We start from the raw sequence: 12,523 nt of genomic DNA on the forward strand, positions 1-12,523 counted from the left end.
GCAGGTGCCGCCAGGAGGAAACGAGTTTATATGAATAAGGAATTGCAAGACCGGCAGACTGGGGATACAGGAGCGGAGACAGACAGTAGGGCGACATCGTCGCGGTGGATCTGCACGTCCAATCACGGCTTCTTCCCCTATGCCCAAGAAGAGCTTCGCCGTAAATTCGGTTCTCTGAAGAGCCAGGTGCTGGAATCGGGCGAGGTTGGTTTGGTGACGCTGCCGGCCGGGACTGAGCAGGTGCTGGAGCAGCTGCAAGGAGAGCCGCCTATGTTTCTCAGGCATCTATTTCCGGTACAAACAGAGGTTAAGCTGGAGCCTGGGGATACACCGCACGCTCTGCTGGACAGAACTGTAGAAGCTGCCAAGCAGCAATTGCTTAGCAGATTAAAGAATCAGGAATCTCTCCCTCAGGAAAATGAAGGGCTTGCTGCAGCCGTTCAAGTCAGAAAAAGCGGGGAAAGCCTCTGGGCAGGCAGTGCCCTCGAGCTCAAAGAGGAAATTGAGACCCGGTGGTGCGATGCTTCCCCCGGCTTGCGTTTTGTTTCGCGCGATGCTGACCTGGTGCTGTCCGTGTTTGCCGGTGAGGAGAGCCTTTATGCCGGAATATCCGCTCCTTCCGAGAATTTATCGGACTGGAATGGCGGAGCTATTCGGTTTCAGCGTGAAGAAGGCCAAATATCGAGAGCGAAATTCAAGCTCCTTGAAGCGGAACGTGTATTTGAGATTGATTTTGCCGGGTTTAAGCACGCGCTGGACATCGGTGCCGCTCCGGGCGGCTGGACGTCTTTTCTGCTGGATCGAGGGTTGTCGGTTACGGCAGTGGATCCCGCCGAGATGAATGCCGAGCTGCTCAGAAATCCGCGCTTGACGTATCTTAAGAAAAATGCGGACAGTGTCTCGTTTGGCAGCAGAGAATTTGACCTTCTGGTCTGCGATATGAGCTGGAGTCCCAAGCTGACTGCAAAAATGGTCATCAACCTGCTGGACAGTCTGGCGCCAGGCGGTACCGCTGTGGTGACGATCAAGCTGCTGAGCAAGAAACCGCTGGCTCTAATCAAGGAGATTATTGCTATGTATACCGATGCCCGGCTCCAGGTAATCCGCGCCAAGCAGCTGTTTCACAACCGGGATGAAATTACGTTATACATGATTAAATATTAACGTTATTAATTAAGCTTATTTCTATTTTGAAAAAAATCCTTTACATCGCACAGGTTCTCGCTTTATAATGATTCCAAAAATATACAATTGATACAAGGGAAAGCATCCCAATTCAAGACCTCTTTCTGGGTCTCGGGTTGGCGGCTTTCCCTTTTTTGTTGTGCGAAAGGAGTGAAACAGATGGCTCAAATGCCGGATTTATTGGAACCAGGGGCGCTGCTGGGGGACAGATATACAATTGCGCGCCATACAGGGAGCGGAGGAAGCAGTCATGTCTATGTGGCTAACGACCTGAAGCTGCCGGGCAAGGTTTGGGCGGTTAAGCAGACCCTCACGGCAGCGGAGGGAATCAGCCGGATGGAGGAAGAGGCAGGCATGCTGATCGCGCTGGATCATCCGAGACTGCCGAGGATCGTAGATTTTTTTATACAGGATGAAGCTGCATTTCTGGTGATGGACTACGTGGAAGGAGTGACGCTGGAAGATTATTTGCAGAAGAGCAGGGCTGTCAGTGAAGCTCAGCTGCTCCGCATTGCCGATCAGGTGTGTGAGGGGCTTCATTATCTGCACACCAGGGAACCGCCCATTATTTACAGGGATTTAAAGCCGTCCAACCTGATGGTCGAACAAAGCGGAGAAATCCGGTTCGTCGATTTTGGAACAGCCAGGGCGTACAAGCCCCAGTTATCCGAGGACACGATCCAGCTTGGCACCGTGGGCTTTGCAGCCCCGGAGCAATATTTAGGACTTCAAAGCGATCCCAGAACGGACATGTATGCATTAGGTGCCATTATGCTCTATCTTGCCTCGAACGGAAAATATACGCAGTGGCCTAAAGAAGGCGGCTTACCTGGAAGCAGGGAGATATCGCCGGAATTAACAAGAATTATCCGGAAGCTGCTCAGCTACGAACCGGGAGACAGATTTCAATCAGCACGCGAAGTGCAGGAGGAACTGCACCGGCTAAGTTCTTTTCCAGCTGGTTTTGTCCGGGTGAACGAGGTTTCCAAAAGGCCAGTCGTTGTAGCGGTTACCGGGGCAGTACCGGGCGTGGGCGTTACGCATTTTTCGCTGATGCTGGCACACGCGCTGGCAGGGCTGTTTCCAAAAATCACATATGTTGACTGGAACGCTCGTTCTTCCGCTTTCGCGGGTCTTCTGGCCCTGTCCAGTTATTCAGGTTCCTTGGCTGACAGCTTTGAAATGCGCTCGGTAACCTACCACAAGAAACCGTCCAGGGCGGAATGGCTGCAGATTCTGGGCTCAGGCAGCAGAATGATCATTATGGACTTGGGGGTCGATATGGATAAGGACGGATTAGAAGAGTTCGCCCGCTCGGATCTTCAATTGGTTGTGCTCCCGGCTTCAGTTTGGAGAAGGAAAGAGATTGAGCAGTGCAGCAGCCGGCTGGCTGCTTATCCGGGAAGACACAGGAAGTATATAGTTCCGCTGGCGGATCAGTATGGAGTTCAACAGATCGGCAGGCTGCTTAAAGGCTCAAAGGTTTACGGACTGCCGGCGGAGCCTGATCCTTTTAACCCGGGAGAAGGAACAGTTGAGCTGGCACGGCGCATATGTGAAGGGGTGCTTCCAAACAAGCAGCGATCCGGAAGGTGGATGCCGGGATGGCTGAAGATCAGATAACCGGGAATTGTGAGAAAGAGATTGGAGTTGATTCAAATTAGACAGAGAACGCGATACCTTCTTTATGGAGCTGCTGCCGGAGCAGGGCTGCCGGTATTGCTGCTGGGAAGCCTTATACTGCGAAATGAGATTCATCATAGTCAGGCGGAAGGGCAGCTCCGGGAGCAGTACAGTCAAGAAGTGGCACAGATGAAGCGGGAAGCGCAGGCTGTGGTGCTGCTAGGCTGGGCACCGAACAGGCCGATCGCATCCGGGCAGAAAATTTCAGCTTCAGATCTTGTACAGGTGGAGCTGCCGAAAGACTCGGTTCCTGCTAACTATGTGGCTTCCAAAGAGCAGATAGAAGGCAAGACGGCTAAAGTGGGACTGGATGCCAATACGCTGATCACAGGGTCGTTACTGTATGAAGAAGAGCCGATGTCCGGTGATTTAAGAAACCGTGAAATGAGCTTTGTACAGCTTCCAATGTCTTTGGAAAAAGGGGACTCAGTAGATATACGCATTCAGTTTCCTACGGGCGAAGACTATATTTTGTTATCGAAGAAGAAAGTAAACGCCCTTGCCCGCCCCACCATGTCACTGACCTTGAATGAGCAGGAGCTGCTGCTGTTATCCAGTGCGATTGTGGATGCTTACTTGCACAAAGCCTCCATTTATGCCCTAACCTACGTTGAACCGGGCATTCAGGATAAAGCAATTCCTACATACCCGGCCAATGGGCAGGTGATGAAGCTGCTGTCAAGAGATCCTAATATCGTGTCAAAGGCGGAAAAATACCTCAAGTCTGAGTCTTCCAGAGAACTTCTGGAGAAGAGCCTTAATGCGGTTTCCGAGCAAAACGCCTTGACGTTTGCCAGCAGCCAGGCGGAAGCGGCAGCCTCCGCAGCGACTCAACTGGAGCTGGAGGGGCAGAGTACAGTTACCTCAGAAGAGCAGTCTGCTGAAAGCTTAACAGGAAAGTAAAAGGGATTTATTGCTGAAAGAAAAATGAAAACAGGAAAATGGAGAAAGGAGAAAGGGAATGGAGAGCTGGATATACGCCGGAGTGAGCGATAAGCATGATTTGCTGATGTATGTATGCAGGCTGCTCGCTGCTTCTGGAGCCAAGGTATTGTTAGTAGACGGAACGGAGCGGCAGCTGTACCGTTATTCAATTGGTCAGCCTGATAAATCCATGCCGATAACCGAATATTGCGGATTTGATGTGGCATGCGGCTTTTTCTCTTCCGAGTCGTTGAAGGTGTATTTGAACGAGCAGACTTCGGCATTGGAGCATTATGATTTCGTACTTTATGATTTGGAGAAATTAACCTTCTGTGATGAGGAGGATTGGAGGATTAGCAAGGGCGTATTCTGGGTTACCGCTTTTGAACGTTTTGCAGTAGAGCGCAGTGCAGAATGGTTTAAGCTGTTATTCTCCAAATACCCTTCGCTGGAAGGGTTGGCATGCGGATTGGTCTTCATCCGGTATGTTGAAAGCTTGATTGAAGAAACTTACATAAGAATGCTGATTCAGCACCTTCCCCTGGAATGGGAGGAAGAAGCGGTAAAGGTGGAATGGAGTGAGCGTGACTATGGGGTGCAGCTGGAGAATGAGCACAATCGTGCCCTCCATATGAAACCCTTATCCCGAAGCTATAAAAAAGCGATTACTATTCTGGCAGACCGGATCTCGGGCAAGAGCCCGATCCAAACAAGGAGTCTGCTGAGAAGCACGGCAAGGAGGCAGGTATGGGCAAATTCCTAGTCTATGCAGGCGAGCAATCTTATGGGGCCGAGGAAATTGCGGCCTGTCTCGGGATTCTCACGTCTATGAGCGGTGAAGCGTCCTGTCTGCTGGCTCATATAGGCATTAAAGGGGAAGGGGCAGAACAAGGGTTTCATTTTCCGCGGAGAATGGATAACCGTTTAGAGCCGCATTTTTCTGAAGAAGGGATGGATGCCCTATTCAGGCTGTCGGAGAGCGGAAAGCTGACTCGGGATAATCTTATGAATTATACACTGCCTATCCTTAGAGGGCGGCTCGATCTGGCATCCGGTCATGAGCGGTCCTCCCGTCAGAACTTGTCTGCAAAGGAACGGATTTACCGGCAAATTTGGCGGACGGCAGCTATGCAATATGACCGCATCATCGTCCAGGGTTCCGAGTGGACCATTCAGCAAAGCGGACCTGAGCCCCAGGATACATCCATTGTAGTTCTAAGGCAGAACAAAGGCATTCTTGAGCGTTTCTACAACCGGTACTCGTTAACCGATCAAACCTGGCGGAGACAATGTCTAATCGCCTTGTATCCTTACGATGAAGCCTCGGTCCTCAGCACCAAAAATGTGAAAAGAATCTTCGGCGGCGGGGTACAAGTGGTCGGCATTCCTCACAGCACCGATTTCTCCAACGCCTGGAATACCGGTGAGGTGCTTTCTTTTCTGCTCAGAAACAAATCTTCCATAAAGAAGTCACAGATTAATTATTCATTTATGAACGCTCTCCGCCAATTAATCGACTGCTGTAATGTTTATGACAAGGCTTCGAAATTTAAGGACCAGGAGGAAGTGGTCTGATGCTTCAACCTGGATGGACAACGCTGGGAGTAACGGCTTTGGCAGCGGGTGCGCTTTGGTATTTCCGGTCGAGGAAAATTATGACAAAAACTGCGCCTGCCCGTTTTACAGCTTCAAAGCATGAAGAGGCCGAGATTCTGCGGGCCTTGAATTTTGTTAAGCAGTCCCTGCATGATATGAGCCGCAATCATCTTGATGATTACGGATTAAGCGAAGAGGAGTATAAGCGCAAACGAAACCAGCGGGCAGAGCTGAAGCAGGCGCTTAAAAGCTGCGGTTCCGGCGATCCCAGAGACAAAATGTTTGTGAAGAACTATATGACTGACCTGCTCGAGAACGGATACCGGATCAATAACCAGGCTATCAACCGCATGATTTCCTTCGATCATCGTGAGCGATTAAGCCTGCAGGACAAATTTGAAATTATTTTATATTTATTCAAGCAAAAATACGGGTCCGACGCTTTGTCGGTCCTAATCGGAGATTATGCGCTCGATGCGCCCAAACAGAAGGGAGATGGCGAAGGAAATTTCAGGTATGAGATTGATGGCGAAGACATTAATCATATCTTTTACATGGAGTATCGTGAGCTGGATTACAGAGAGAAGCTGGAATTAGTAGTTCAAAGAATTTATCAGATGTATAAAGGATTTTCAGTCATAGATGAAATCAGGGATCAATCCATTGACGGGGTCAGCGGCGGAGTCAGCGGGTTTGCGGATACAGGAAGCTTTGAAGGCTTGGAGTCCATGTATAATTTGGGTGTAGATTCGGGGAGTGCAGATTCTAGTAATGGGCAAAGAAACTATGACAGCATCTGGATCTTCTTCAAAGGGAAGTCGATCCGGTTATCCTTCCTGTCCTTCGGTTCAGAAGGCGAGCTGAAGAGAGTCTGCCAGAACATTTACAAATATAATCTGCCCGGCCAGCTGTCCGAAGCTTCCGCTTATAAAGTGAATGAAATGAAGGACGGCTCCCGGGTTGTGGTTGTCAGACCTCCGTTTGCGGAGAGCTGGGCATTTTTCGTCAGGAAATTTGATATCAAGAACATCTCGCTGGAGCAGCTGATAACGGGAAAAGGAGCTGAAGCAGCAATCGGGCTGCTGAAATTTATAATGAAGGGGGGACGGATTACAGCGATAACCGGTTCGCAGGGCTCCGGGAAGACAACTCTGCTCATGGCAATGATCAAGCATATCTATGCTTCCTATTCGCTTCGGATCCAGGAGATGTCTTTCGAGCTTCATTTAAGGAGGCTTTATCCAACCCGGAATATTCTGACCTTTAGGGAAACCGATCATATTACAGGCCAGCAGGGACTTGATTTACAGAAAAAAACCGATGGCTCCGTCAATATTCTCGGCGAGGTGGCTACGGACGAGGTAGCCGCGTGGATGATCCAAATGTCACAGGTCGCAAGTTTGTTTACGATATTCACTCATCATGCCAAAACGTTTAACGACTTGATCCAGTCCCTGCGAAATTCCCTGCTCAAAACAGGCATGTTCAGAGATGACCGGACAGCAGAGAAACAGGTCATACGTGCGGTAACTTTCGATGTACATATGCGTCACGGCATGGATGGAACAAGGTATATTGAGCGGATTACAGAGTGTGTTCCTCTTAAGGACCATCCTGATTTGTACGAAGCAAGAAATATTATTGTTTACCGCAATGGAGAATATCTGGCTGAGGAGCCGCTGTCCATGCATACCCGGCAGGAAATGAAAGAAGAGATGATTGACGAGGATGCAGCCCAGTTTGATCAATTTATTGCCGCTTACTGGGGGGAGCAAATTGGAGCTTAAATCATTGCTGTTTTGGATTGGGGGATTAAGTGCAGCCGGATTTGCCGGAGCCCTATTGCTTGCAGCCGTACTTGCCGGACGGTTGGAGAGAGAGCACGGGGCAAACGCGGCCTCAGCGAGAGATCTGTCTGATAAGCTTCGATGGAAATCCATTGTTCATGTCTTTCTGCAGCGGTCCTACCAGCAGTTCTTAAAGATCCCATTCTTAAGAAGCTATACCCTGAGAATCCGCAGCCGCTTAACGGTTGGGATGGAATGGGAGGAGTACCCTTTAAGGCTTCGCACGGCCGGCACGGTATATGGGCTTCTGCTGTTATTCATCACGGTCATAAGTCTGCTGTACAGCCTGAACCCTGACGTTGTGTATCTCCTTACTCTCCTAATTTCTTCTGCGGTTATTCACGGGCTTCTCCTTGACGCCTATGTCAACCGGATTCAGAGAAAGCTGCTGCGCCAAACTATTGATCTGTTCTCAGGTGTACGCCATGCCTATCAGCGCCATGGTATTGTGGATGAGGCCATTCAGGAGGCTTCGGAGGAAGCGGAACGTGAAATTTCTGTTCATGGATACTGTATTTATGAAGCACTGAATGCTCCTGATCCGGAGAAATGCCTGGAGTCTTATTATGAAAGGTCACCGGGCAGGTTTCTCCGTACCTTTGCCGGAGTGTCGTTCTTAATTATGGAGTACGGCGATAAAGACGGGCGCGGAGGTTCTCTTTATTTGAGAGCACTGGCAGAGCTGGGCAAGGAGATTCATTTGGAAATCCTGAGGTTGTCTAAGCTTGACTACGTGCTGAAGGGATTAAATGTAATCGCGCTCGCTCCGCTTTTCTTTACTAAACCGATTGAGAGATGGGCCAGGGGCAATTTTCCGCTGATGGATGTGTTCTATGCCGGCAAGTACGGAATGCTTACCAAGATGTTTATCTATTTAATTATTCTTGTTTGTTACATATTGCTGCAGAAGATTAAGAGTGAGGACGAAGTGAAGCCAGTCAAGGCATCCAGGAGCTGGGAGATGAAGCTGTATGAAAGAAGCTGGGTTCGCCGTCTGGTTCAGCCTCTTCTGCCGTCAGTCCGCTCTCAAACCTACGCTCGGAATGCGGAGCTGCTTAGAGATACCTTTAGCAAAATGCGTGTAGAGTGGTTCTATGTCCGGCGGCTTGTCTATGCATTGGCGGCCTTTGGGGTTGCTTTGTCGGTGTTTCTGTTTCTCCATGCGAATCAGAGATATCATCTGCTGAACTTACCGGCAGCTGCGCAGGTGGTGTTTGGTTCGCCTGACAAGGAAGAGCGGCTGAAACTGGCCGAAGAAGCAGCGCTGGACAAAGAGATTATGAAAGAGCTGGGAATGTCGAAGAATGCCGGTTATGAAGAAATTGCAGACCGCTTATCCAAGAGAGAGGATGCTCCGAAATCCAGGGAGGAATTAAATACAGCTGTCAGCCGGATCGCCGGAAAGCTAAGCAGCTGGAATTCAGAGGTGCTGCAGGTATGGGAGATCATCCTTGCTGTAGGTGCGGCGGCAGGCGCCTATTACGGACCTTATTGGCTACTAATGTTTCAAAGACGGATTCGCAGAATGGACATGCAGCATGAAATTTATCAATTTTATACGCTCATTCTCATTTTGCGGGAGATGGAGCGCATGTCGGTTGAAGAAATTTTGGAGTGGCTGAACTCTTTCGCCGTAATTTTTAAAGCGCCCATTGAGAAATGCCTCCTTCACTACGAACATGGCCAGGAAGCAGCACTTGAAGGGATGAAGCAGGATGCTGCGTTTCCGGAATTCGAAAGGCTTACAGACAAGCTGCTGCTTGCTGCCGGCAGAATTACTGTCAAACAGGCTTTTGATGATGTTGATCACGAGATGGGTTTCTATTTTGAGCAGAGAAAGCTGGACTACGAGAAAACGCTTGATTTAAAGGCAAATATGGGGAAAATGATCGGCTTTACGCCCATGTATGCTCTTATCTTTATGTATTTAGTGCTTCCTTTGATCTGGATGAGCTTCAGTCAAATGAGCGTGTATTATGAACAAATTCAAAAATTATAAAAGAAGGGTATGATTCCATGAATAACGCATCGTCCGCATTAAAGGTAGCTGCAGGCATTTTTCTCACAATCGCACTGATTACAATAGTCGTCATATTATTTATTTCCGCGCAAGAAGCAACCAAGACGGCGCAGAACAATTTCTCGGATATCCAAACCGAGCTGGCTCAAGCTTCTTTCACGGTTTACGATGACACTACGATCAGCGGCTCGCAGGTGACGAACGCACTTCGCAAATATAAAGGGAAGCTGCAATTTGGGATTGAGGTAAAGACGGGCAAAAATACAACCGGCCAATGGTACGGCTATAAGCTGGACGTTTCGAATACTGCCAGTTCCAGCTACGGATCGGTTCTGAATGATAGTGCCGCGAGCATTGGAAGCACGTGGGACGAGGCTAGTAATGAATACGTTAATCCAAGCGGCAAGTTTAAAGCCGAAGTCATTAAGGACAGCTCAAACGTCGTGCGCGGCTTAGTGTTTACACAAACTTCGGTCCGATAATTTAAGATGCTGCTGAGCAACGCTAAACACATGTTATGGACTGCCGTCGGTATCTGCTTGTTCCTAACCGCCTGGGAGCTGGCAGGGAGGGGACTGGACATCGCCCGGCAGTCGGATCAGCTGGCTTCAAGCGTTTATACTAATCAGTCTTTGACTGTGTATACTGGCGGGTCGGGGGCGGGAATAGAGCAGCCGAATATAATCGAGCGGTACACTGGGTCCCAGGTTATCTTTATGTGGAGAACCAGCTATCGGGAGAATATTCAAATCTTCTTAAATGGAACGGCTCTGCCTTCCCCGGGACCTGATCCAGATCCGGAGTGGGAGATACCGGTCAGCGGGATCCAGCCGGCAGCCGTCTACCAGGCGGAATATATGTACAATGATCAGCATCAAATTACTGGAATTAAATTGAGCGGACAGTAAACGGGAGGGGATGGATTGTCGAATGTGCTGTCTAAACTCACGGCCGCACTGCTTGCAGTGCTGCTGCTGTATTATTTTCCGATGATGCAGAACGCCAAGAGGCAGGAGGATATTGCCCAGCTGAATGAATATCGGATCGTTGGCGCATTTGTAGATGCGGTGCGGAATAAAGGCTATCTTTCTGCAGATATGTACGAGGATTTTACTGCGCAATTGGGTACGGTGCTTGAAGGCTTTGATGTGGAGCTTGAACATCGTCATAAAAAATATCAGCCTGAATACAGTGATCCGGCTAATCCATCGACCTTTCTGGAGAAGTACAGCGTGCACGAGGAAGCGCATTACCAAGCCGAAATTTTGGAGCAGTTATTTCCTGCCACAGCAGCTGCAGCTGGAGATACAAGAAAATATATGTTGTCGGAGGGGGACTACTTTGATGTAAAGGTTCAGGACCACAGCACAAAGCCTTCTTCGGTGCTGGGCCGAGTCCTGTATGGGGAGTGGTATGCCGCGGCCGAAACGGAGCTGCAATATGGGGGCATGGTGCTAAATGAAGATTACTGAATGGGCCATTCTCTTCGTTCTGCTGACTGGACCGCTGTTCTGGGCAGCATCTGTGCGGGCTGATAACCGGATGGAGGTGCTGCTGCTTGAGCAGCGCTACAATGCTGTGTTAAAAACGGCTGTTCAGGATGGCGCCAGCCAGCTTAACCTGAATGAACAGCCTGTCTATGAAGCGGGATACAATTCAGATAAACAGTTTCGTGTAGATAAACAATCCGGATTGGATGCGCTGCTGCACACGCTGTTTCTGAACTTTAATCTTGCAGATGATCCTGCGGGGCAGCGGGCATTTATGATGTATATTCCGGCTGTTGTTGTCATGGATTATGACGGCTACTGGATTTACGGTATTCAAGAGGCAGTGAATCAAGATGGGACGGAAGAGAGGGTGAGTACCTGGTTTCCCAAAAAGCCGTATGTTTATACCGATTCGTCCGGCAGCGTTCTTGCTTTTACACTTGATCAGCAGCTGTCTTACCTGGATACAAACCGTAAACAATTCCTAAAGGGGCGCCTTGCAGACTTGTCACAGGGCGCCAGTGATCCACTAATAGCTGAATCAGAGAAGGTTGAAGCGATCCGCAGGACAGCCATCGTTACCTCTATCGAAGAGGATTTGGAGCAGCGTATTGCCGCTCATAACCGATTTGCTGAATTAGCAGGTGTAAATTATACATTTACCCTGCCGCAGATTCCGGACGAGGAATGGACCAATACGATTGATGATGCGGGAATCCTGGTGTTCCTTCAGGGCATTCCGGTTGGAGACCAGTATTATAATAATTTTGCCTTCAGCGGCGGCAGGCTGGTGAGGCATGAGCCTGTATGGGGAGGTGTTGATACGCGGACCGGAATTAAGTACTTTTACGAAGAAGCTTGTGCCGGCCAGTACCGTACAGAAGAAACCTTCTCCAGTGAACGGGATGCTGCTGCAAAAGGATACTTTGAGGCGCGCTGCACTAAACTGCCTTCCTCATGACTTAATTAACTAAAGAGCACCTGCAGGTATGGACAGCTGATTATTTTCACAATCTAGTACCAGCATCATGAGCGGTTAATCCGCCAATCCGGGGTGAATAACAGCTGATGGCCAATCAATTAGTCTGGATTGAAGGGAAAGATTCGAGTTACGGGGATTCGTTAATTAAAAGGCTTGAAAGAGCCGGCTATCAGGTATGTCGTTTGGCTGTGAATGACGCGCCCGAAGCGCATGCAATGGTGCTGCATCCGGACCTGGTCTTGATTGACATTGACGGCAGAGGTCCTGAAGAAATTACAGGATTAGTCCACCTTCATAGGAAGGAGGAGAATCTGCAGTATCCCGTAATTGCGATAACAAAAAGCCCCTCGACTGAGGAGCTGCAGATGGCTTTTTCAGCCGGGGTGAATGATTATTTAGGCAAGGATACGCCTATTGAAGAGCTAACTGCTCGCATCACCAATTTAATCAGCTTGTTCGAGCGGCTGGAGCTTGGCGATCATGAATATCTGAATTATGAGGATCTTACAATAGAGCTTAATCAACGCAGGGTATTCAGAGCCGGTGAAGAAATTATGCTAACTCCGAAAGAGTTCGAGCTGCTGTTGTTTCTCGTACGCCGCAGTAACCAAATTTGCAGCCGCGAAGCGGTTCTGCAGGAGGTTTGGGGCTATGATTTTGCCGGGAAAACCAATGTGGTTGATGTCTATATTAAGCATATCCGGGCCAAAATAGACGCGGGCCGCCGGCATAAACTGCTGCATACCGTTAGAGGTGCTGGTTATATGCTGCAGTAGCCGGGGCCCGGCAAATTGCT

At 49.3% G+C, this 12,523-nt stretch carries 12 protein-coding genes; all 12 read left to right on the forward strand.

Annotated elements, in window-relative coordinates:
• The first annotated feature begins 30 nt into the window (after positions 1-30).
• On the forward strand, positions 31-1,164 hold the full coding sequence (locus FCN15_RS02975) for an SAM-dependent methyltransferase (protein WP_138493475.1): 1,134 nt from the start codon (positions 31-33) through the stop codon (positions 1,162-1,164).
• Between the two features lie 180 nt (positions 1,165-1,344).
• Positions 1,345-2,808: a serine/threonine protein kinase gene (locus FCN15_RS02980; RefSeq protein ID WP_138493476.1), complete on the forward strand. Its 1,464-nt coding sequence runs from the start codon at positions 1,345-1,347 to the stop codon at positions 2,806-2,808.
• Between the two features lie 9 nt (positions 2,809-2,817).
• Positions 2,818-3,771, forward strand: a complete 954-nt coding sequence (locus tag FCN15_RS02985) for an SAF domain-containing protein (RefSeq protein WP_238996486.1) — start codon at positions 2,818-2,820, stop codon at positions 3,769-3,771.
• A 58-nt stretch (positions 3,772-3,829) separates the two neighbouring features.
• Positions 3,830-4,555 carry a hypothetical protein gene (locus tag FCN15_RS02990; protein ID WP_138493477.1) on the forward strand — a complete coding sequence of 242 codons (726 nt, stop codon included), beginning with the start codon at positions 3,830-3,832 and terminating at the stop codon, positions 4,553-4,555.
• The gene (locus FCN15_RS02995; RefSeq protein WP_138493478.1) at positions 4,540-5,367 is read left to right on the forward strand and encodes a hypothetical protein; all 828 of its coding nucleotides are present in this window, start codon (positions 4,540-4,542) and stop codon (positions 5,365-5,367) included. Before FCN15_RS02990 ends, FCN15_RS02995 begins: the two co-directional genes overlap by 16 nt.
• Positions 5,367-7,175, forward strand: a complete 1,809-nt coding sequence (locus FCN15_RS03000; RefSeq protein WP_138493479.1) for an ATPase, T2SS/T4P/T4SS family — start codon at positions 5,367-5,369, stop codon at positions 7,173-7,175. Before FCN15_RS02995 ends, FCN15_RS03000 begins: the two co-directional genes overlap by 1 nt.
• Positions 7,165-9,234 carry a hypothetical protein gene (locus FCN15_RS03005; protein ID WP_138493480.1) on the forward strand — a complete coding sequence of 690 codons (2,070 nt, stop codon included), beginning with the start codon at positions 7,165-7,167 and terminating at the stop codon, positions 9,232-9,234. The genes FCN15_RS03000 and FCN15_RS03005 overlap by 11 nt, the downstream gene beginning before the upstream one ends.
• 17 nt (positions 9,235-9,251) lie before the next feature.
• Entirely contained in the window at positions 9,252-9,737 is a 486-nt protein-coding gene (locus tag FCN15_RS03010) for an ABC transporter permease (protein WP_138493481.1), read from the forward strand.
• 30 nt (positions 9,738-9,767) lie between these two features.
• Positions 9,768-10,163: a hypothetical protein gene (locus tag FCN15_RS03015; protein WP_138493482.1), complete on the forward strand. Its 396-nt coding sequence runs from the start codon at positions 9,768-9,770 to the stop codon at positions 10,161-10,163.
• Between the two features lie 24 nt (positions 10,164-10,187).
• A complete protein-coding gene (locus tag FCN15_RS03020) occupies positions 10,188-10,727 on the forward strand; it encodes a hypothetical protein (RefSeq protein ID WP_238996519.1) in 540 nt (179 codons plus the stop codon).
• A complete protein-coding gene (locus FCN15_RS03025) occupies positions 10,714-11,706 on the forward strand; it encodes a hypothetical protein (protein ID WP_138493484.1) in 993 nt (330 codons plus the stop codon). Before FCN15_RS03020 ends, FCN15_RS03025 begins: the two co-directional genes overlap by 14 nt.
• 107 nt (positions 11,707-11,813) lie before the next feature.
• Positions 11,814-12,503 carry a response regulator transcription factor gene (locus tag FCN15_RS03030; RefSeq protein WP_138493485.1) on the forward strand — a complete coding sequence of 230 codons (690 nt, stop codon included), beginning with the start codon at positions 11,814-11,816 and terminating at the stop codon, positions 12,501-12,503.
• Positions 12,504-12,523 lie beyond the last annotated feature (20 nt).

Origin of the sequence: Paenibacillus pinistramenti (genome assembly GCF_005869875.1) — a bacterium.
In the GTDB taxonomy this organism is placed as follows: domain Bacteria; phylum Bacillota; class Bacilli; order Paenibacillales; family Paenibacillaceae; genus Fontibacillus; species Fontibacillus pinistramenti.

What these genes read in the sequence shown, in the direction of transcription:
- FCN15_RS02975 (WP_138493475.1), top strand. Translation starts at nt 31, where the DNA reads ATGAATAAGGAATTGCAAGACCGGCAGACTGGGGATACAGGAGCGGAG.
- FCN15_RS02980 (WP_138493476.1), top strand. Translation starts at nt 1,345, where the DNA reads ATGGCTCAAATGCCGGATTTATTGGAACCAGGGGCGCTGCTGGGGGAC.
- FCN15_RS02990 (WP_138493477.1), top strand. Translation starts at nt 3,830, where the DNA reads ATGGAGAGCTGGATATACGCCGGAGTGAGCGATAAGCATGATTTGCTG.
- FCN15_RS02995 (WP_138493478.1), top strand. Translation starts at nt 4,540, where the DNA reads ATGGGCAAATTCCTAGTCTATGCAGGCGAGCAATCTTATGGGGCCGAG.
- FCN15_RS03000 (WP_138493479.1), top strand. Translation starts at nt 5,367, where the DNA reads ATGCTTCAACCTGGATGGACAACGCTGGGAGTAACGGCTTTGGCAGCG.
- FCN15_RS03010 (WP_138493481.1), top strand. Translation starts at nt 9,252, where the DNA reads ATGAATAACGCATCGTCCGCATTAAAGGTAGCTGCAGGCATTTTTCTC.
- FCN15_RS03015 (WP_138493482.1), top strand. Translation starts at nt 9,768, where the DNA reads ATGTTATGGACTGCCGTCGGTATCTGCTTGTTCCTAACCGCCTGGGAG.
- FCN15_RS03025 (WP_138493484.1), top strand. Translation starts at nt 10,714, where the DNA reads ATGAAGATTACTGAATGGGCCATTCTCTTCGTTCTGCTGACTGGACCG.
- FCN15_RS03030 (WP_138493485.1), top strand. Translation starts at nt 11,814, where the DNA reads ATGGCCAATCAATTAGTCTGGATTGAAGGGAAAGATTCGAGTTACGGG.